Source organism: Streptomyces sp. NPDC021622 (assembly GCF_040640795.1).
GTDB lineage: Bacteria > Actinomycetota > Actinomycetes > Streptomycetales > Streptomycetaceae > Streptomyces.
On the sequence record NZ_JBFACK010000003.1, the window covers coordinates 265,140 to 284,729 of the forward strand.

The following is a 19,590-nucleotide window of genomic DNA, read 5'->3' on the forward strand; positions in this document are numbered from 1 at the left end:
GGGGCGGTCGTGTGAAGGACGGTACGCAGAGGGGCCGGGGCGGCGGGCGCGCTGGGCAGAGGAGCCGGGGCGGCGGGCCGCTCGATCCGGAGCTGGTCCGCGTCCACCCCGGCATCAGGCGGTATCTGGCCGTGTGCACGGTCTCCGCGGCGCTGGCCACGCTCCTGACCGTCGCTCAGGCGCTGCTCCTGGCCCAGCTGCTCGCGGACCTCTTCGCCGTCGGCGCCCGCCGGGCGCTCGCGTCGTTCCCGCTGCCCCTGGCGGCCGGGGTGGTCGTCGGCCGGTGCGCGCTCGCCTGGTGGGAACGCTGGTATCCGGCGACGGTGGCCGCCGAGGTGAAGCGCACCCTGCGGGCCGGCCTCACCGAGGCAGCGGGCCGCGGCCGGATCCGTGGCACCGGGCCGCCCACGGCCGACGTGGTGGCGCTCCTTACCCGGGGCGGCGACGCGCTCGACGGCTATGTCGCCGGCACGGTGTCCGTGCTGCCGCACGCCGTGCTTGCGCCGCCCGCCATCGTGGGCACGCTGCTGTTCCTTGACGTGCCGTCCGGGCTCACCGTCCTTGCCACCCTGCCGTTCGTGCCGCTGCTCCTCGCCCTGGTCGGGATGCACACCAAGGCGCGTACGGAACGGCAGTGGGCCCTGCTCCTTCGGCTCGGCGGGCACTTCCTGCAGGCGGTCTCCGGTCTCGCCACCCTGCGCGTGTTCGGACGGCAGGACGACGCGGCCCGGCGGATCCGCTCGGTCTCCGCCGAGCACCGGGTGGTCACCATGGCCACCCTGCGCCAGGCGTTCCTCTCCTCGTTCGTCCTGGAGACGATGACCACCCTGGCGGTCGCACTGATCGCGGTACCCGTCGGATTCCGCCTCTTGTCCGGCAGCATGGAACTCTCGGCAGGGCTCGCGGTCCTCCTCCTCACCCCGGAGGCGTACCGGCCGCTGCGCACCCTCTCCACCCGCTTCCACGCGAGCCAGGACGGCAAGACCGTGCTGGCGCAGGCCCGCCGGATCCGGGAGGCGTCACCTGCCCCCGCCGAGCCGTCGTCCCCGCGCCTCCCCGGCGCCCCCGACCCGGCCGGCGTTCCGATCGTCCTGGACCGGCTGACGGTGGGCTTCTCCGCGGCGGCCCCGGCGCTCAGCGAGCTCTCCCTGGTGCTCGAACCGGGGCGCTGCCACGCGCTGACCGGCCCGAGCGGCGCGGGCAAGACGACTCTCCTTCGCACCATCGCCGGGTTGCTCCCGCCGCTCGGCGGCCAGATCCGGGTCGGGGGAACCCCCCTGTCCCCTGTGCCGGGCGACGCGTGGACGGCACACCTCGGGGTGGTGCCGCAGCGCCCGCACCTCTTCGCCACGTCGCTCGCCGACAACGTACGGCTCGGCCGCCCGGACGCGACCGACGCCGAGGTGGAGCGGGCGCTGGAGGAGGCGGGCGCAACCGGTTTCGTCCACGCGCTCCCGGAAGGCACGGCAACGAGACTCGGCGACGGCGGCCTCCAACTGTCCGCGGGCGAACGCCAACGCGTAGCGCTCGCACGGGCGTTGCTCCGCCGCCCGGCCCTGCTGCTGCTCGACGAACCGACCGCACGCCTGGACGGCGAGACGGAACACCAGATCCTCGCCGCCCTGCACGCCCTGCCGGACACAACGGCGGTGGTGGTCACCCACCGCCCTCGCGTCATGGAGTACGCCGACACAGTGATCCGCATCGGCGACACCACCCCTGAACCCCTCACCGCCTTGGAAGGACGGTCCGTACGGTGAGCGCCTCCGATCCTGGGTGCGGTCTGGCGGGGCCAGTGCTGCGACCCGACGAACCGTCCACACGCCTCGACGGCAAGACGGAACACCAGATACCCGACGCCCTGCACGCGCTGCCGGACACAACGGCGGTGGTGGTCACCCACCGCCCTCGCGTCATGGAGTACGCAGACACCGTGATCCGCATCGGCGACACCACCCCTGAACCCCTCACCGCCTTGGAAGGACGGTCCGTACGGTGAGCGCCTCCGATCCTGGGTGCGGTCTGGCGGGGCCGGTGCCGCGACACCACGCCACAGCCCCGCCCCGCTTTGGAAGGACGGTTCGTACGGTGACAGCATCCGTTCCCCGCAACGGCCTGGCGGGGCCTCCCGCGCCGCCACTCGACGAACCGAAGAACCGCCCCGACGGCGAGACAGCACACCAGGTCCTCACCGCCACGGAAGGACGGTTCACGCGGTGAAAGCATCCGCTCCCCGCAGCGGCCTCACGGGGCCCGTGCTGCGGCTCGCCCTCGCCGCCGGCGCCACCGCGCTGTGCGAGGCCGCCGCGGTCGCGCTGACCGCCACCGCGGCCTGGCTCATCTGCCGTGCTTCGGAACAACCCCCGCTCGCCACACTCTCGTTGGCGGTGGTGGCGGTGCGCGCCCTCGCCATCGCGCGGGGCGCGCTGCGCTACACCGAGCGGCTCGCCGGGCACGACGCCGCGCTGCGGATCATGGACAGGGTGCGCGGCCGCTTCTTCGACGTCCTGGAGCCGCTGGCCCCCGCCGGGCTTCCCGCGTTCCGCAGGGGCGATCTGCTGACCCGGATGGTCGCGGACGTGGAGGCGGTGCAGGACGCCACGGTGCGGGTGGCGCTTCCGGCGCTCGCCGCGCTCGTGGTCGGCGGCGGCGTCACCGCATGGGCGTCGCTTCAGCTTCCCGAGGCCGGACTCGCCCTGGGTGTCGGCCTGTTCATGGGTGTCATGGTCCTTCCCCTCCTCACGGCCCTGACCCTCGACCGGGTGCGGACCCGGCTCGTGGCCGCCCGCGCGGAGCTCGCCGTGCGCGGCGTGGACGCCATCGAGGGGCGCGAGGACCTCGCGGTGTGCGGGGCGGCCGCGGCAGCCGGGGCCGAGCGGCGGGAGCAGGACTCGGCCCGCGGCGTCGCCCGCCTCGAACGCTCCGCGGCACGCCGCGGGGCCACCGTCACCGCGGCGGGGCTGCTGACCCAGCTGGCGACCACGGCCGCGGTCGCGGTGCTCGCGGCGCGGGCCCAGGCCGAAGGCCGCCTCGGTCCGGTCGCCGCCGCCGTCCTCACCCTGGCCGCGCTCACGGCCCTGGAGACGGCCGTGCCCGTACAGGCGGCCGCCGAGAAGTTCGGCGAACTCGGCAGCGCGTTGCGGCGGTTGAGGGCAGTGCTGCGGGCCAGGCCCGCCGTGCCCGAGCCTGATGATCCGCTGCCGGTGCCGGAAGGCCCCCTCACCCTGGAGTTCACCGGCGTCACCGTGGTCCACCCGGGGGCGGTCAGGCCCGCCCTGAGCGACTTCGGGCTCACGCTCCCCGCCGGGCGCCGGGTCGCCCTGGTCGGACCGAGCGGTTCGGGCAAGAGCACGGCGCTCGCCGTCGCGCTTGGCTTCGTCCCGGCATCGGCCGGACACGTACGCCTCAACGGGGTCCCGGTGGACCGGATCCCCGGACGGGAGCTGCGGCCGCGCCTCGTCTCCGGACTCACCCAGGACCACTACGTCTTCGCCGGCACCGTCCGCGCACATCTGCTCCTCGGCCGCCCGGACGCGGACGATGCGCGGCTGTGGGACGCACTTGAGCGGGCGGGCGCCGCCGCGTGGGTTCGGGCGCTGCCCGCCGGGCTGGACACCGAAGTACGGGACGACGCCGCCCAGTTGGCGGGCGGCCAGCGTCAGCGCCTGGCCCTGGCCGCCGCGCTGCTCGCCGACCCCGCCGTGCTGGTCCTCGACGAACCCACGGAGTCGCTCGACCCGGCGGCCGCGGGCGCCGTGCTCGCCGACGCCCTCGCCGCGGCCGGCCACCGCTCGCTGCTCCTGGTGAGCCACCGCATTCTGGGGCTCGAGGATGCGGACGAGATCGTGGTGCTCCGCGACGGCCGCATCGCGCAACGCGGCACCCACCGCGAACTCCTGCAGCGGCCGGGCTACTACCGCGAGCAGTACGCGGCGGAGTCCGCCGCGGCAAAGCACGGCCCCCGCCCCGCGCACCTCACCGAGACCGCCGCACCGGCACGCTGAGCGCGTATCCCAGCACGGCCGAAGGCCGCGGCCGGGCCCACCACATCGGGGGGACCGACCGCGGCCTTCGCCTGCGAGCGGGAGCCCGCCGGTCAGCCCACGGGGCCACCGCACACCGACCACGAACCCTGCACAGCCGCCCGCCCACCCGAATCGGCGCGGCCGGCCGTAGCGTTCGCCCGCCGACGAGCCCGCCCGTCAGCCCCACGGCAACACCCCACGGTGCGACCCCCACACCGACCACGAACCCTGCAACAGTCGTACGCCACGGCCGCCCCCGCCGCATCGGGTGGGACCGGCCGTGCCCTTCCCCGGCGCACGAGCCCTCAGCCATCCGCCAGAACCACATCGCCCCGGACCCGCACGTCGGGCGGCCCCTCGGCAACACCCCACGGGCGACCGCTCCGTCGCAAAGCCGGCCACGAACCCCGCACAGCCGTACGCCGCGGCCGGTCCCACCCGATTCGGGTGGGACCGGCCGGGGTGCTCCCCTGCGAACGAGCGTCGCTCAACCGTCCGCCAGGACCGCGTCGCCCTGCGTCTTCGCGGCCGGTCCCCCGGCCGCCTGCGGCTGGGGTGTGGCCGCGCCCTTCGGGGTGAACAGCATGGCCACCGCGGCCAGCGCCAGCGCCGCCGATGCCACCCACAGGGCCGGGATCAGTCCGTCCACGAAGTGCTGCCGGGAGGCGTAGCCGCCGTTGGCGCTGAACACGGAGGCGAGGAGTGCCACGCCAAGGGCCGCGCCGACCTCCCGGGTCGCCGCCGTGGCGCCGGAGGCGATGCCGTGTTCCTCGACCCGCACCGTACTCATCGTGAGGTTCATCAGCGGGGCATAGAAGCAGGCCATCCCCGCGCCGCAGAGCATGAACGCGGGGAGCTGGGCGGCGAAGCCGGTGTCCGGTTCCAGGAGCAACGCGAACCAGGCGAGGCCGATCGTCATCAGGATCAGGCCGAGCACCACCACCGGCCTGCCGCCCGTGCGGTCGGAGACGATGCCCGCGAAGGGCGCCACCAGGACGGGCATGGCCGTCCAGGCGAGCATCCGCACCCCCGCCTCCAGCGGCCCGAATCCCTGCACGTTCTGCATGAACTGGGTGACCAGGAAGATCGTGCCGAACATGCCGACGGCCATCAGGATGCCGCCCGCGTTGATCGCGCTGAACGCACGGTTGCGGAACATGCCCATCGGCAGCATCGGCTCCCGCGAGCGCAGCTCCCAGACGACGAAGCCGACGAGCACCGCCGCGCCGCCGACGAGACCGCCGAGCACCAGCGGTGAGGTCCAGCCGGAGGAGTTGCCCTCGACCAGGCCGAGGACGATGCCGAACAGGGCGACGCTCACCAGGACCGTGCCGGTCACGTCGAGCCGCGCCGCAGGACCCCTGCTCTCGGCGAGCTTGCGCAGCGCGAACGGGGCGAAGACCAGACCGACCGGCACATTGACCCAGAAGATCCACTGCCACGACAGGTGCTCGACGATGAGTCCGCCCGCCAACGGGCCACCCGCGATGGAGAGTCCGTTGATCGCGCCGTAGATGCCGAGCATGGCGCCACGCTTCTCGGCCGGCACGGCGGCGGTCAGCAGCGTGAGGGACAGCGGCATGATCAGTGCGGCGCCCGCGCCCTGCACGGCCCGGGCGGCGACGAGTTCATTGATGCCGGGCGCGACGGCCGCGGCGGCCGACGCCCCGGTGAAGAGCAGCAGCCCCACGACGAAGATCTTGCGCCGCCCGAACCGGTCGCCGACGGCGGCACCGAGCATCATCAGGACGGCGAAGGAGAGCGTGTAGGCGTTGACCGTCCACTCCAGGTCCTGGAGGCTGCCGCCCAGCTCCTCCCGGATGGTGGGCAGTGCGGTGACGATCACCAGGTTGTCGAGTCCGGCCATGAAGGAGGCGACGCCGGTGACAAGAACGGCCCACCCGACTGTCCCCTTTGTTCCCTTCCCGGCGGAACGGTCCTCGGGCGGTGCGCTGTCAGGTGTCATCCTGGCTTCCTTTCTGAATCGTTCGCGGAGGTGGCCGGGCCGTTCGCGGGTGCCGCACCGCGCCCGTAGAGGCCGAGGCAGTACTCGTAGGCCGGCAGGATGCCCTTGGCCGCCGCTTCCTCCGCGGTCGGAGCGGCCAGGTCGGTCCCGGACATCACCGGGTCCCCGGTGAGGCCCCAGGGCAGGGCGAGCGCCGGGTCGAGCGCGTGGACGGTGTAGACGGCGTCGGCGACGTACGGCTTCGAGCAGTGGTAGTTCATGACCGTGCCTTCCTCCAGGGCGAGGAAGGAGTGGCCGAGCCCTTCGGAGATGAACAGGCTCGTGGCCGAGTTCTGCTCCAGGTGGAAGGCCTGGTGCCGGCCGAACGTCGGTGAGCCGACGCGGAGATCGACCACGATGTCGATCGCCGAGCCCCGTGCGCAGCTGACGAGCTTCGCCTGGCTCATCGGGCCGACGACGCCGTGGATGCCGCGCAGCACCCCCTTGTGCGACACCGACAGGTTGCTCTGCTCGATGACGAACGGCCTGCCGATCGCCTCCTCCAGGTAGTCCTTGCGGAACGACTCGTGGAAGACACCCCTGTTGTCGGGGAACGCCCTGGGCGTCACCACGTACACGTCGGGAAGGTCCTGTTCGCGGATTTCCAAGCTTCGGGTGGCCATGCGCGCACGCTAGGGAAGGCCGCTCGAGCCCCCCTCGACCCGGGAGCGATCGGCATCGGGCACTGTCGGGGCCGTTGTGAACCCGAGAAGGAGCGAGCCGGTGACTTTGACCTCCGTTGCCCCAGGCGGCAACGTAACGGGCGTCGAAGGACGCTTCGCGCGCTCGGCCAGGACCACTGACAGCCCGGTGACGCCGAACGCGGCGTTCCGGGAGTGGTTCGCGGCCCAGCGCCGCACCAACCGCTACGAGGTGAACCGCATCCCCTTCCGGGAGTTGGTCGGCTGGGAGTTCCAGGAACGGACCGGGAACCTGGTCCACCACAGCGGCCGGTTCTTCGCGGTGGAGGGCCTGCGGGTCCGCACCGGCTGGGACGGCCACGAGTCCGAGTGGACCCAGCCCATCCTCAACCAGCCGGAAGTCGGCGTACTCGGCATCGTCGTCAAGGAGTTCGACGGCGTCCTGCACTTCCTGATGCAGGCGAAGATGGAGCCGGGCAACCTGGACACGGTGCAGCTCTCGCCGACCGTGCAGGCCACCCGCAGCAACTACACGGGCGTGCACCGGGGTTCGCGGGTGCGGTACATCGACTACTTCACCCCGCCGCGCCGCAGCATCGTGCTCTTCGACTCCCTCCAGTCCGAACAGGGCTCCTGGTTCCTGCGCAAGCGCAACCGGAACATGGTGGTCGAGGCGATCGGCGACGTGCCCGCGCACGACGACTTCCGCTGGCTGACCCTCGGGCAGATCAACCGGCTGCTCCTGGAGGACAACGTGATCAACATGGATGCGCGGACCGTGCTCTCCGCCATCCCCTACCTCGGCGGACCCGACCGCGCGCACCTCACAATGGACGGGATCCTGGGCCGGCTGACCGAGATCAAGGCCCGCCGCGACCTGGTGCAGCGCTCCATACCGCTGAACGACGTGACCCAGTGGCACCGCGACGAGAACACCATCCGGCACGAGTCGGGACGGCACTTCACCGTGATCGCCGCCGAGGTGAGCGCCGTGGGACGTGAAGTGACCGCCTGGACCCAGCCGTTGATCGCTCCGGCCGAGCAGGGGGTCTCCGCCTTCCTGTGGCGCGAGATCGACGGCGTACCCCATGTCCTGGCCCACGCGAGGAGCGAGGCGGGCGTCCTGGACGTGGCCGAGCTCGGCCCGACGGTGCAGTGCCAGCCGCAGCGGGTCCTCAGGCTTCCCGACGAGCTGCGGCCGCGCTATCTCGATCTGGTGCTCTCGGCGGACCGGGACCGGGTGCTCTACGACACCGTGCAGTCGGAGGAGGGCGGCCGCTTCCACCACGCGGACAACCGCTATCTGATCGTCAAGGCGCCCGACGGCTTCCCCGTCGACGTGCCCGACGACTACCTGTGGCTGACGGTCCGCCAGCTCGGCGCGCTGTTGCGCCACAGCAACTACGTGAACATAGAGGCGCGCACGCTGCTCACCGGATTGCGCGGGATATGGGCGGCGGACGGTGCGTACGACAGCGGGGAGGGCTGAGATGGCCGCCGTCCAGCGCTACGACACGGATCGCGTCCTGCGCATCGGCGTCCTGGGCTGCGCGGGCATCGCGGAGCGCCGGATGCTGCCCTCGCTCGCGGCCCAGCCGCTGGTGCGGGTCACGGCCGTGGCCAGCCGCAGGGAGGAGCGGGCGCGGTCCTTCGCGCAACGGTTCGGCGGCGTCCCCGTCTTCGACGGTACGGACGCGGACGGTGCGGAGGCGGCGCAGGACCCGGCCGCCGCACCGGCCGCCTACCAACAGCTGCTGGAACGCGACGACGTCGACGCGGTCTACATCCCGCTGCCGCCCGCCCTGCACCACGAGTGGACGCTGCGGGCGCTGCGCGCGGGCAAGCACGTGCTGTGCGAGAAGCCCTTCGCGCAGACCCTGGAGCAGGCGCGGCAGGCCGTGGCGGTGGCGCGGGAGCGCGGTCTGGTGGTGATGGAGAGCTTCATGTTCCTGCACCACTCCCAGCACACGAGCGTACGCAAGCTGGTCGCCGACGGCCGGATCGGTGAACTCCGACTGTTCGAGAGCGAGTTCGGGATCCCGGCAACGCCGGACGCGACCGCTCCCCGGGGCGTGCGGCACGCCAGCACGCTGCCGGAGGTGGCGGTGTACCCGATCCGTGCCGCGCAGTTCTTCCTCGGCTCGCGGCTGAGCGTGCTCGGCGCCATCCGGCGGGCGTCGTGCGACGGTGAGCCGGACTCGTCGGGGGCGGCGCTGCTCGCCTCGGCCGACGGCGTGCCCGCGGAGCTCGCCTACGGCCTTGAGCACGGCTACCGCAGCGGCTACACGCTCTGGGGCAGCGAGGGTTCGCTCCGCCTCGACCGGGCGTTCAGCACTCCGGACGACCATGTCCCGGTGGCCCGCGTCGAACGCGGCGGCACCGTGACGGACGTGCCCCTCGCCCCCGACCGCCAGTTCACCAACATCGCCGGCGTCTTCGCCCGCACGGTGCTCGACGCCCAGGACCCGACCCCGCACGCGGACGACATCCTGCACCACGCGGAACTGCTCGCCGAACTCGACGCTGCGGCGGCGGGCCGCTGATCGGCGGTGGGTGGCGCGGGCATGGGCGGCCGGCATCGGGGGTGTCGCCAACGCCCCACCGGGCCGCGCGCCACACCGCCACGAGGTCGGCCCCATGCTCACGGGGCGGCCGACTTCATGGTCCGCGGCCCAGTGCCCTGGACCCCCGATCGTCCGCGGCGGCCCACCCCCGAGCCGCCGCGGATCCCGGTGCCCGCAAACACCGGGAGGCCCCGGAACTCCGGCCCGGCGAAGCCATCAGCGCTTCACCGGCCGGAGGTCCGGGGCCGTAGCCGTAGCCGTTGCCGGAAACCAAGAACGCTTCGTACGCCAATAGCCCTTCGTACGCCGCAGACGCTCCGTACCCTCAGCCGATCTCCACCACGATCTTGCCCCTGGCGTGCCCCGCCTGGCTCAGTTCATGGGCCAGGGCCGCCTTCTCCAGCGGGAACACCTCCGCGATCGGCACCGTCAGGGCGCCGCTCTCCACCAGCTCCGTCAGCGCGGCGAAGTCCGCGGCGTCGGGGCGGGCGAAGACATAGGAGCCGCCGCGCGCGACGACCGTGTGGTCGACCACGGACACCAGGCGTCCGCCGTCCTTCAGGAGGCCCTTGGACGTGCGCAGCGCCTGCTTGCCCACCGGGTCGACGATCACGTCGACGCCGTCCGGGGCCAGCGCGCGGACCCGCTCGTCGAGCCCCTTGCCGTACACCACCGGATCGGCGCCGAGCTCCCGCAGGAACACGTGGTTCGGCTCGGACGCCGTGCCGATCACCCGCGCGCCGAGCGCCCCGGCGATCTGCACCGCGAGCGAGCCCACGCCGCCGGCCGCCGCGTGCACGAGCACCGTCTCGCCGGGTGCGGTGTGAGCTGCCCGCACCAGCGACTGGTACGCCGCGAGCCCGGCCAGCGGCAGACCCGCGGCCTGCGCCCACGAGAGCCCGGCCGGCTTGCGGGCCAGGCAGCGCACCGGCGCCGCGACCAGCTCGGCGAAGGTGCCGCGGGAGAGCATGTCCTCGCGTACGTAGCCGATGACCTCGTCGCCCGGTGCGTACTCGGTGACCGCGATGCCGGCCTGCTCGACGACGCCGGCCATGTCCCAGCCGGGGACGACCGGGAAGACCGGGTCGATCAGGGTGCCGAGGTAGCCCTCCCTGGCCTTCCAGTCCACCGGGTTGACCGCGGCGGCCTTCACCCGCACCAGAACGGAGTCGGGGCCGAGTCTCGGGTCGGGCAGCTCCCCGTACTCCAGGACGTCGGCCCCTCCGAAGGCGCGGTACGAGACGGCTTTCACTGGGCCATCGCCGCCATGTCCACACCCAGCTGGCGGAAGATGTCCCCCATGTCGAGCTGGTCCCAGTGCTCGGCGAGCAGGCCGTCCTGCACCCGCCAGATGTCGATGGACTGGAAGGTGACCGGCTTTCCGGTCGCCGGTATGCCGAGGAACTCGCCCTGGTGGGTGCCCGAGTAGATGATGCGGGCGGCCACCCGGTCGCCCTCCGCCACCTGGTCCTGGACGTCGGCCGTCATGTCGGGGAAGCCGGTGAACACCGCGGCCCAGAACGCCCGGTTGGGCTCGATGCCGTCGTCGACCACCGGGTTGTGGTCGATGTGGTCGGGGTGGGTGTGGCTCTCCATGGTGCTCACGTCATGGGTGTTGATCATGTCCACGAAGTGCTGCAGGAGTTCACTGTGTTTCTGCGTCAGGTTCTGCGGCAGGTTCTGCGACATCCAGGGCCTCTCTCTCGCGAAAGCCGGACGCGCGGCAGCGGACCGCGCCGCGCCCGACCGAAGATGGCAGCGTCCGGTAGAGCCGCGATGGAGAACGGGCCTCGCCCCGGCGCGGCCCGTCCGGGCCCCCACCGGCGCTTGAGCCGGGGACCCTAGCGTCCGGTCCATGAAGGCTCTCGTACTGTCCGGCGGGGCCGGCACCCGCCTGCGGCCCATCACCCACACCTACGCCAAGCAACTCGTCCCCGTCGCCAACAAACCCGTGCTGTTCTACGGGTTGGAGGCGATCGCGGAGGCGGGCATCACCGAGGTCGGCATCATCGTCGGCGACACCGCCGCCGAGATCGAGGAAGCCGTCGGCGACGGCTCCGAGTTCGGCCTCGACATCACCTACATCCCCCAGTCGGCACCGCTGGGTCTGGCGCACGCCGTCCTGATCGCCCGGGAGTTCCTCGGCGACGAGGACTTCGTGATGTATCTCGGCGACAACTTCATCGTCGGCGGCATCGCGGACCTGGTCGGCTCGTTCCGCGAGAACCGGCCCGACGCGCAGATCCTGCTCACCAAGGTCTCCGATCCGACCGCCTTCGGCGTCGCCGAACTCGACGCGTCGGGCAAGGTGGTGGGTCTGGAGGAGAAGCCCGCGCAGCCGCGCAGCGACCTGGCGCTCGTGGGCGTCTATCTCTTCACTCCCGCCATCCACGAAGCCGTACGCTCCATCGAGCCGTCCTGGCGCGGCGAGCTGGAGATCACCCATGCCATCCAGTGGCTCATCGACAACCGCGGCGGCGTCCGCTCGACGACGATCTCCGGTTACTGGAAGGACACCGGGAACGTCGTCGACATGCTGGAGGTCAACCGCTCCGTACTCGAGGCCGCCGACGGCGGCATCGACGGATCGGTCGACGAGGCCTCCGAGATCGTGGGCAAGGTCAAGGTCGAGGCGGGCGCGAAGATCGCCGGCTCGCGGATCGTGGGGCCTGCCGTGATCGGCGCCGGATCGGTGATCACCGATTCGTACATCGGCCCTTCCACCTCCATCGCGGAGGGCTGCCGGATCACCGACAGCGAGATCGAGTTCTCCATCATGCTCAGCGGCTCGTCGGTCGACGGCGTCCGCAGGATAGAGAGTTCCCTGATCGGCCGGAGCGTGGAAGTGACCCCCGCGTCGCGGGTTCCCGCGGCCCACCGGCTCGTCCTCGGCGACCACAGCAAGGTGCAGATCGCGTCATGACCCCACCACAGACACCGCAGACGCCGCAGACGCCGCAGACGCCGCAGACAGCGGCCAAGGGTCCCACGAAGATCCTGGTCACCGGCGGCGCCGGCTTCATCGGCTCGCACTACGTCCGCACCCTGCTCGGCCCCGAAGGACCGGGCGGCGTACGGATCACCGTCCTCGACAAGCTCACCTACGCGGGCAACCCCGCCAACCTCGACCCGGTGCGCGAGCACCCCGGGTTCTCCTTCGTCCAGGGCGACATCTGCGACGCCGAACTGGTGGACACGCTGGTCGCCGAGCACGAGCAGATCGTGCACTTCGCCGCGGAGTCGCACGTCGACCGCTCGATCCTGGGCGCGACCGAGTTCGTACGGACGAACGTCGCGGGAACCCAGACCCTGCTCGACGCGGCGCTGCGCCACCATGCCGGGGACGAGGGCGTGTTCGTCCACGTCTCGACCGACGAGGTGTACGGCTCGATCGACCACGGCTCCTGGCCCGAGTCCCATCCGCTGGCGCCCAACTCCCCCTACTCCGCGTCCAAGGCGTCCAGCGATCTGCTCGCTCTCTCTTACCACCACACCCACGGCCTCGACGTCCGCGTGACGCGCTGCTCCAACAACTACGGGCACCACCACTTCCCGGAGAAGCTCATCCCGCTGTTCATCACCCGGCTGATGCAGGGACAGGACGTGCCGCTGTACGGCGACGGGCTCAACGTCAGGGACTGGCTGCACATCGACGACCACGTCCAGGGCATCGACCTGGTCCGCACCCGGGGCCGCGCGGGACACGTCTACAACATCGGCGGCGGCACCGAGCTGACCAACAAGGAGCTGGTCTCCCTGCTCCTTGAGGCGTGCGGGGCGGGCTGGGAGTCGGTGACGTACGTCGAGGACCGCAAGGGTCACGACCGGCGCTACTCCGTCGACTGCACCAAGATCACTGAGGAGTTGGGCTACCGGCCCCGCAAGGACTTCGCCACGGGACTCGCCGAGACCGTCGCGTGGTACCGCGAGAACCGCGCCTGGTGGGAACCGCTCCAGCAGCGGGCGGCCCTGTGAGCGGCGGCTGGGTGGTCACCGGAGCGGGCGGGATGCTGGGCCAGGACGTGGTGGCCCGGCTCTCGGCCGCCGGGGTGAAGACGACCGCCCTGGACCGCGGCGCTCTCGACATCCGCGACGGCGCGGCCGTGCGGGACACCGTCGCCGGGCTGCGGCCCTCGGTCCTGGTGAACTGCGCGGCCTGGACCGCGGTCGACGACGCGGAGGCCCAGGAGAACGAAGCGCTGCGGCTCAACGGCGACGGACCCCGCCAACTCGCCCTGGCCTGCCGGGATTCGGGCACCCGGCTGCTCCATGTCTCCACGGACTACGTCTTCGCCGGGGACGCCTCGTCCCCGTATCCGGAGGACGCGGCGCCCGCGCCCCGCACGGCGTACGGCAGGACGAAGCTGGCGGGCGAGCGGGCGGTGCTCGACATCCTGCCTGAGGCCGGTCACGTGGTGCGCACGGCCTGGCTCTACGGCGTCGGCGGGCCGAGTTTCGTGGCGACCATGATTCGTCTGGAGCGTGAGCGGGACACCCTGGAGGTGGTCGACGACCAGCGGGGCCAGCCGACTTGGACGGTGGATCTCGCGGACCGTCTGGTGCGCCTGGGCCGTGCGGCCGTCGAAGGGACGGCGCCGCCCGGCATCTACCACGGCACGAGCGGCGGAGACTGCACCTGGTTCGAGCTGGCCAGGGAGATCTTCCGGCTCCTCGGCGCGGATCCGGAGCGGGTGCGTCCGACCACCAGCGCCGCGTACGTCCGCCCCGCCCCCAGACCCGCCTACAGCGTCCTTGGCCACGGCCGCTGGGCCGGGGCCGGGATCGAGCCAATCCAGGACTGGCGAGCCGCGCTCGCCGGAGCATTTCCCGTATTGCGCGCGGCAGTTACCGGAGGACCATGAAAAGCTCACCCGCGACAAGTGACCCGGCCACTGCCCTATCCCTCGTGGCGGAACAAATATAGGGAGCGCACAGAGGAATCCACTCCGTAGCGCTGAAGAAGGGCAATCAAGCCATGGACAAGATCATCGCATCGGCTGCTCGCGTTCCCGCCACGACTCCGAGTGCCGTCCTGCCGAACCTCGTCGTGGAGCGGCTCGACGCCCACGGTGGCTCATCGGATGCCCCGTTCACCTTCACGAACGCCGCTTTCACGTTCACCAACGCGGCGTTCACCTTCACCAACTCCTCCCAGCAGCACACCATGGGAGCCCAGGGCATAGCCGAGCTGTCACGGGCATGACCGTGGCCGGGGGGCACGAGAGAACCACGACGATCACGGACACGACCGTGCGGGTGGAGTTCAAGAGTCACCTCCACCCCGCGGTCGTCCCCGGCGAAGCGGCCTACTTGGTGTCCCACCTCGGGATCACCGCACTGCACGGCCCGCACGCCGAGATCCTTGTCCCGCTTCTCGACGGCACCAGGACACCGGAGGCCATCGCCCGTGCGGCCCACCCGGCGCTGACCGGCGACGAGGTCTCCTCCGCACTGCGGCTGCTCACCGATGCCGGCCTGCTGCGCTTCCGGCCTTCGGACCGCCGCACCACCCACTCCGAGCGGGTCAGCGAGGCCTACTGGGACGTCGCGGGCCTCGACGGGGCCCACGCCGCCGACGAGGTGGCGCGGGCGACCGTGCGGATCAGCGCACTGGACGCGACGGCGCTGCGGCCCGTGCGGCAGGCGTGCCTGGACACGGGCCTGCACGTCACGGAGGTGGAGAGCGCCGCGGACTTCACCATCGTCCTGGTGGACGACTACCTCGATCCGGCGCTGCGCGAGGTGGACGCCCTCCACCGCGCCGCGCGGCGCCCCTGGATGCCGGCCCGGCTGCGCGGTCCCGAACCATGGATCGGCCCGATCTTCCGCCCGTCGGAAGGACCTTGCTGGAACTGCGTGGCGACGCGGCTGCGCGGCCACCGCACGACGGAGCTGCCGGTCCAGCGCGCCCTCGGGCTTGACCGCCCGCTCACCAGGCCGGACGCCTCGCTGGCCGCGGGGCGGGCGCTGGCCGCGCACACCGCCGTACTGGAGACGGTCAAGTGGCTCGCCGGGGCGCGGCGTCCCGAGCAGAGCTCCATCCTGACGCTCGACACCCTGACGTTCCAGAGCACCTGGCACCCCACGACGCGGCAGCCCCAGTGCGCCGTGTGCGGAAACCCCCAGATCGTCGGCGAGCGGGGCTGGTCCCCTTTCGTGCCGCGGAGCCGCCCCAAGGCGGCCGACGGCACCGGCGGCGGCCATCGGGCGCTCACCGCACAGCAGATGCTGGAGCGGCACGGCTCGCTGATCGGTCCGGTCACCGGAATCGTCAAAGAGGTCCGCCGCGCCGAGGGCACCCCCTCGTTCGCCGAGGCGTACGTGTCCGGTCAGAACCTCGCCATGGAGTCGGGGAGCCTCGCCCAGATGCGGGCCGGGCTGCGCTCGCTCAGCGGTGGCAAGGGTCTTACGGCGACCGAGGCCAAGGTGAGCGCCCTGTGCGAGGCGGTCGAGCGGTACAGCGGGACCCGGCGCGGCGACGAGCCGGTGGTGCGCGACAGCTACCGCTCGCTGGGCCCTCAGGCGCTGCATCCCAACGCCTGCCAGCTGTACCACGACCGGCAGTTCCGGGACCGCGACCGCTGGAACGCCGAGTGCTCGCCGTTCAGTTACGTACCGGAGCGCTTCGACGAGACGTGCCCGGTGGGCTGGACACCGGTGTGGTCCCTCGCGTCGGGAACCCACCGGCTGCTGCCGACCAGCATGCTCTACTTCTCCCCCGACCGGCTCCCCGCCCATGAGCCCACCGCCGACTCCAACGGCAACGCCGCCGGATCCAGCACCGAGGACGCCGTGCTCCAGGGCTTCCTCGAACTGGTGGAGCGCGATGCGGTGGCCCTGTGGTGGTACAACCGCACCCGTCAGCCTGCCGTCGACCTGGACTCCTTCGACGAGCCGTACATCGAACGGCTCCGCTCCGGCTACCGCAGGCTCGGCCGCGAGATCTGGGCGCTCGACCTCACCACGGATCTCGGCATCCCGGCGATCGTCGCCCTTTCCCGGCGCACCGACGGGCCGACCGAGGACATCGTGTTCGGCTTCGGGGCCCACTTCGACCCGGGCGTCGCGCTGCGCAGGGCGCTCACGGAGATGGGCCAGCTGCTGCCGTCGGTCCACGGGACACACGGCGGCCCCGGCGTGTACGGGACCGACCACCCCGGGGCGGTGGCCTGGTGGCGCTCCGCGACGGTCGGGAACCAGCACTACCTGCGGGGCGCCGACGACGTCGCGCCGTGCACACCGCGGTCCTGGGTCTACACCCACCGCACGGATCTGCGCGACGACCTCACCGCCGTCACCGAACTCCTCACCGGGCGCGGCCTCGACCTCCTGGTGCTCGACCAGACCCAGCCGGACATCGAACTCCCGGTGGTCAAGGTGCTGGTCCCCGGCCTTCGGCACTTCTGGGCGCGCTATGCGCCGGGCCGGCTCTTCGACGTCCCCGTCGCGCTGGGAAGGCTCGCGGAACCGACGCCGTACGACGAACTCAACCCCGTCCCGCTCTTCGTCTGAATGCCTCCCCGAATTGCATCTCCCTTTCAACTACCGGTCAGGACCTGACAGTTACGGCATCCGAATTGAATGTGCATATCACCTCTCCTGCTTAGGATGAGCGGCTCAGGGCCACTCCCCCCAGGTTGCTTAGGAGCACTGCGAGGATGCGCGAGACCCGTCTCGACCAGTCCGATCCGTCAAAGATACGAATCAACAGTGGTCCCGCCCCGCAACTGGCACGGACCATCCTGCTGGCGACGCTGACGTGTTACTTGATCATCACGGTGATCAACCTCTTGAGTGCGGACCCGACAGCGGCCACTTTGGTGACGGGCCTTGTCACCATCTCGGCGGCGTTCGCACTGCAGTTGAACCACTCCAGGCGAGGGGCGGACCGCGCTCCCTTACGGCGCAGGCTGCTGACGCTCGGCGCTCAGTCCGTCGTCACCTATCTGCCCCTCGTCTACTTCGGGGTCGCCTGGGGCGGGATGGCGGGATTCTTCGCAGGATCGCTTCTCCTCCTGCTGCCCACCCGGGTGGCCTGGCCGCTCTTCGCGGCGACCGGCCTGAGCCTGCTCGTCCCCGGCATCCTCAACGATCTCTCGGTCGTCGACATCGTCTACATGTGCCAGAGCACACTGCTCTCCGGGCTCGTGGTGTATGGCCTCTCCCGGCTCTCGGCGATCGTGGAGGAGGTGCACGCCGCCCGCGCCGAGATCGCCAGAATGGCCGTGGTCAACGAACGCCTGCGCCTCTCCCAGGACTTGCACGACCTGCTCGGCTACAGCCTCTCCGCCATCGTGCTCAAGAGCGAGCTGATCCACCGTCTCCTGGGCGTCCAGCACGAGCGTACGGAGCAGGAGGTGACCGAAGTCCTCTCCATCTCCCGGCAGGCGCTCGCCGACGTGCGCAGGGTGGCCAGCGGCTACCGGGAGATGTCGCTGCTCACGGAGGTGTCGTCCGCGCAGTCGGTGCTCGTGTCGGCGGAGGTGGACGTCACCGTCGACATCGCCCCCGCCCTCAAGGACGTCAACGCGCTGGCCGGCACCGTCCTTGCGACCGTCCTGCGCGAGGCGGTCACCAATCTGCTGCGGCACAGCAAGGCGAGCCGGTGCGCCATCACCGCCTCGATCGACGACGGGACGGCCCGCCTGACGATCGTCAACGACGGCCTGGTGCGCGACCACCGCCCGCCGGCCCCGCACAGCGGCAACGGTCTGGGCAATCTGGAGCAGCGGCTGTGCGCGATCGGCGGCACGCTGACCATCGACCGGCCGCAGGGCGAACCGGACGACGGGGCTCCAACGGGGCTGTTCCGCCTGATCGCCGAAGCTCCGGTCAAAGCAGTCACCGTTACGGCGGTGACGGCGGAGCCGCAGATGAAGGAAATGGCGAACCCCGAACCGTAACTGTCCAACTACGCGACTGGAGTTGGCTGATATTGTCACCCCGGATTCTCTGGCTGTGCCTGCACAGATCGACATCCTGGGGGGACTGTGCTCCGCGTACTTCTGGCCGAGGACATGCACATGGTGAGAGGCGCGCTGGTGGCCTTACTGAGTCTCGAGAGGGATCTGAATGTCGTGGCAAGCGTGGAACGCGGGGATGAAATCCTGCCCGCGGCGCTCGCGGAGAAGCCGGACGTGGCCATCATCGACATCGATCTTCCGGGGCTCGACGGGCTGAGCGCGGCGTCCCTGCTGCATGAGCGGCTGCCCGACTGCAAGACCCTGATCCTCACCAGCCTGGACCGCCCCGGCACCCTCAGGCGTGCGATGGCCGCCCAGGTCTCCGGGTACCTCCTCAAGGACGCCCCGCCGCAGAAGCTCGCCCAGGCGGTGCGGAAAGTGGCCGGCGGCCAGCGTGTGATCGACTCCGAGCTGGCCCTTGCCGCCTGGGGAGGCGCGGACAGCCCGCTGACGGCCCGCGAGACCGAGGTGCTCCAACTGGCCGCGGGGGGTTACGAGGTCGTCGAGATAGCGACACAGCTGCGGCTCTCGGTCGGCACCGTACGGAACTATCTGACGACGGTCGTGACCAAGCTCAACGCACGCAATCGCGTCGACGCCATCCGCATCGCCCGTGAGGCCGGCTGGCTGCTGTGAGCGGGCCGGAGCACGGCGCTCAGTCCGCGGGATCCCCGTCCGGGACGACCATCCCCGCGACCGCGAGATAGTCCAGGATGGCGTCCGTGACCTCGGCGGGCAGCGGCAGCGCGTCGCTCACCACGGCGGGCGTGACCGGCCAGCCGAGCAGCCCCACCACCCAGATCGGCTCGGGCCGGTGGATGAGCACGTGGTGCGGCGACGAGGCGGTCTGTAACCGCACCGAGGACTCGCCGAAGGCCATGGAGAGGCCGACGGCCGTCCGCAGCGCACGGCCGTCCCGCCGCCCCGCGAGGACCAGTTGGGCACCTTCCGCGACCGGGACCACCGACAGGAGCGGCCCTCTCAGGTCGTCGACGCCGAGGGTGCGGACGATCAGATGGGAGAGCCGCTCGAAGACCGGCAGGAGGACCTCATAGGGGTCCGGGTCCTCAGGACCCGTCGGCGCGGGCCACGCGTTGTCGAGCACGACGGGGCCGAGTTCCATCCGGCTGAGCACGTTGCGGACCAGTGGTGTCGGATCGCCGATCCACTCGGTGCCGGAGTTCCACTTGAGGGACAGGTGCTCGGCGCCGTCACTGGCCGCGACTTCCACGTCCTCCCGGAGCGACCACAGCTGGATGAGCTGACCGGCGAACGGCTCCGCCGACTCCGGAGACTGCGCCATAGAACCTCCTCATGCCATTGGAAGCCACCCTGTTCCAAGGGCCGCCGGCGCGGCAGTCCTGAAATCATGCCGAGCACATGAATCGCTCA

General features: G+C 71.4%; 18 protein-coding genes. 13 read left to right on the forward strand and 5 right to left on the reverse strand.

Annotation, left to right across the window (positions count from 1 at the left end; translation table 11 throughout):
* Nucleotides 1-11: 11 nt before the first annotated feature.
* The 4 genes from cydD (at nt 12) to cydC (ending at nt 4,004) form a co-directional block, all read left to right on the forward strand.
* Nucleotides 12-1,760, forward strand: a complete 1,749-nt coding sequence (gene cydD, locus AB0G47_RS08625) for a thiol reductant ABC exporter subunit CydD (RefSeq protein ID WP_360765680.1) — start codon at nt 12-14, stop codon at nt 1,758-1,760.
* Between the two features lie 35 nt (nt 1,761-1,795).
* On the forward strand, nt 1,796-1,999 hold the full coding sequence (locus AB0G47_RS08630) for a hypothetical protein (protein ID WP_360765682.1): 204 nt from the start codon (nt 1,796-1,798) through the stop codon (nt 1,997-1,999).
* A gap of 89 nt (nt 2,000-2,088) precedes the next feature.
* The gene (locus AB0G47_RS08635) at nt 2,089-2,220 is read left to right on the forward strand and encodes a hypothetical protein (protein WP_360765685.1); all 132 of its coding nucleotides are present in this window, start codon (nt 2,089-2,091) and stop codon (nt 2,218-2,220) included.
* Nucleotides 2,217-4,004 carry a thiol reductant ABC exporter subunit CydC gene (gene cydC / locus AB0G47_RS08640; protein ID WP_360765688.1) on the forward strand — a complete coding sequence of 596 codons (1,788 nt, stop codon included), beginning with the start codon at nt 2,217-2,219 and terminating at the stop codon, nt 4,002-4,004. Before AB0G47_RS08635 ends, cydC begins: the two co-directional genes overlap by 4 nt.
* Nucleotides 4,005-4,512: 508 nt before the next feature.
* Here cydC and AB0G47_RS08645 read toward each other — a convergent pair.
* Both AB0G47_RS08645 and AB0G47_RS08650 read right to left on the reverse strand, forming a co-directional pair.
* The gene (locus AB0G47_RS08645) at nt 4,513-5,991 is read right to left on the reverse strand and encodes a DHA2 family efflux MFS transporter permease subunit (protein ID WP_360765691.1); all 1,479 of its coding nucleotides are present in this window, start codon (nt 5,989-5,991) and stop codon (nt 4,513-4,515) included.
* Nucleotides 5,988-6,653, reverse strand: a complete 666-nt coding sequence (locus tag AB0G47_RS08650) for a dTDP-4-dehydrorhamnose 3,5-epimerase family protein (RefSeq protein WP_360765694.1) — start codon at nt 6,651-6,653, stop codon at nt 5,988-5,990. The genes AB0G47_RS08645 and AB0G47_RS08650 overlap by 4 nt, the downstream gene beginning before the upstream one ends.
* A 100-nt stretch (nt 6,654-6,753) precedes the next feature.
* On the opposite strand from AB0G47_RS08650, the gene AB0G47_RS08655 reads away from it, so the two are divergent.
* Nucleotides 6,754-8,160: an NDP-hexose 2,3-dehydratase family protein gene (locus AB0G47_RS08655; RefSeq protein WP_360765696.1), complete on the forward strand. Its 1,407-nt coding sequence runs from the start codon at nt 6,754-6,756 to the stop codon at nt 8,158-8,160.
* Between the two features lies 1 nt (nt 8,161).
* Nucleotides 8,162-9,214 (forward strand): Gfo/Idh/MocA family oxidoreductase, encoded by a 1,053-nt coding sequence (locus AB0G47_RS08660; RefSeq protein ID WP_360765699.1) that lies wholly within the window; start codon nt 8,162-8,164, stop codon nt 9,212-9,214.
* Between the two features lie 346 nt (nt 9,215-9,560).
* Here AB0G47_RS08660 and AB0G47_RS08665 read toward each other — a convergent pair whose 3' ends face one another.
* On the reverse strand, nt 9,561-10,487 hold the full coding sequence (locus AB0G47_RS08665; RefSeq protein WP_360765704.1) for an NADP-dependent oxidoreductase: 927 nt from the start codon (nt 10,485-10,487) through the stop codon (nt 9,561-9,563).
* Nucleotides 10,484-10,924 (reverse strand): ester cyclase, encoded by a 441-nt coding sequence (locus AB0G47_RS08670; RefSeq protein ID WP_360765706.1) that lies wholly within the window; start codon nt 10,922-10,924, stop codon nt 10,484-10,486. Before AB0G47_RS08670 ends, AB0G47_RS08665 begins: the two co-directional genes overlap by 4 nt.
* A 166-nt stretch (nt 10,925-11,090) precedes the next feature.
* Between AB0G47_RS08670 and AB0G47_RS08675 the strand changes: the two genes are divergently transcribed.
* From AB0G47_RS08675 to AB0G47_RS08705, 7 genes are all read left to right on the forward strand, one after another.
* Nucleotides 11,091-12,158: a glucose-1-phosphate thymidylyltransferase gene (locus tag AB0G47_RS08675; RefSeq protein ID WP_360765709.1), complete on the forward strand. Its 1,068-nt coding sequence runs from the start codon at nt 11,091-11,093 to the stop codon at nt 12,156-12,158.
* Nucleotides 12,155-13,210: a dTDP-glucose 4,6-dehydratase gene (rfbB, locus tag AB0G47_RS08680; RefSeq protein ID WP_360765712.1), complete on the forward strand. Its 1,056-nt coding sequence runs from the start codon at nt 12,155-12,157 to the stop codon at nt 13,208-13,210. The genes AB0G47_RS08675 and rfbB overlap by 4 nt, the downstream gene beginning before the upstream one ends.
* Nucleotides 13,207-14,097, forward strand: coding sequence for a dTDP-4-dehydrorhamnose reductase (rfbD, locus tag AB0G47_RS08685; protein WP_360765715.1), 891 nt, complete (start codon nt 13,207-13,209; stop codon nt 14,095-14,097). The genes rfbB and rfbD overlap by 4 nt, the downstream gene beginning before the upstream one ends.
* 113 nt (nt 14,098-14,210) lie before the next feature.
* Nucleotides 14,211-14,438 (forward strand): hypothetical protein, encoded by a 228-nt coding sequence (locus AB0G47_RS08690; protein WP_360765717.1) that lies wholly within the window; start codon nt 14,211-14,213, stop codon nt 14,436-14,438.
* Nucleotides 14,435-16,747: a TOMM precursor leader peptide-binding protein gene (locus tag AB0G47_RS08695; protein WP_360765720.1), complete on the forward strand. Its 2,313-nt coding sequence runs from the start codon at nt 14,435-14,437 to the stop codon at nt 16,745-16,747. Before AB0G47_RS08690 ends, AB0G47_RS08695 begins: the two co-directional genes overlap by 4 nt.
* A 146-nt stretch (nt 16,748-16,893) precedes the next feature.
* Nucleotides 16,894-18,138, forward strand: a complete 1,245-nt coding sequence (locus AB0G47_RS08700) for a histidine kinase (protein ID WP_360765722.1) — start codon at nt 16,894-16,896, stop codon at nt 18,136-18,138.
* A gap of 87 nt (nt 18,139-18,225) precedes the next feature.
* The gene (locus AB0G47_RS08705) at nt 18,226-18,834 is read left to right on the forward strand and encodes a response regulator transcription factor (protein WP_360765725.1); all 609 of its coding nucleotides are present in this window, start codon (nt 18,226-18,228) and stop codon (nt 18,832-18,834) included.
* A 19-nt stretch (nt 18,835-18,853) separates the two neighbouring features.
* Here the strand turns inward: AB0G47_RS08705 and AB0G47_RS08710 are convergent, their stop codons facing one another.
* Nucleotides 18,854-19,501 carry an NADH oxidase gene (locus tag AB0G47_RS08710; RefSeq protein WP_360765727.1) on the reverse strand — a complete coding sequence of 216 codons (648 nt, stop codon included), beginning with the start codon at nt 19,499-19,501 and terminating at the stop codon, nt 18,854-18,856.
* Between the last annotated feature and the right edge of the window lie 89 nt (nt 19,502-19,590).

Bases quoted from the DNA above. Each gene is read 5' to 3' on its own strand.
- AB0G47_RS08710 (WP_360765727.1), bottom strand. From the start codon at position 19,501: ATGGCGCAGTCTCCGGAGTCGGCGGAGCCGTTCGCCGGTCAGCTCATC.
- AB0G47_RS08645 (WP_360765691.1), bottom strand. From the start codon at position 5,991: ATGACACCTGACAGCGCACCGCCCGAGGACCGTTCCGCCGGGAAGGGA.
- AB0G47_RS08700 (WP_360765722.1), top strand. From the start codon at position 16,894: ATGCGCGAGACCCGTCTCGACCAGTCCGATCCGTCAAAGATACGAATC.
- AB0G47_RS08650 (WP_360765694.1), bottom strand. From the start codon at position 6,653: ATGGCCACCCGAAGCTTGGAAATCCGCGAACAGGACCTTCCCGACGTG.
- AB0G47_RS08695 (WP_360765720.1), top strand. From the start codon at position 14,435: ATGACCGTGGCCGGGGGGCACGAGAGAACCACGACGATCACGGACACG.
- AB0G47_RS08670 (WP_360765706.1), bottom strand. From the start codon at position 10,924: ATGTCGCAGAACCTGCCGCAGAACCTGACGCAGAAACACAGTGAACTC.
- AB0G47_RS08660 (WP_360765699.1), top strand. From the start codon at position 8,162: ATGGCCGCCGTCCAGCGCTACGACACGGATCGCGTCCTGCGCATCGGC.
- AB0G47_RS08675 (WP_360765709.1), top strand. From the start codon at position 11,091: ATGAAGGCTCTCGTACTGTCCGGCGGGGCCGGCACCCGCCTGCGGCCC.
- rfbB (WP_360765712.1), top strand. From the start codon at position 12,155: ATGACCCCACCACAGACACCGCAGACGCCGCAGACGCCGCAGACGCCG.
- AB0G47_RS08690 (WP_360765717.1), top strand. From the start codon at position 14,211: ATGGACAAGATCATCGCATCGGCTGCTCGCGTTCCCGCCACGACTCCG.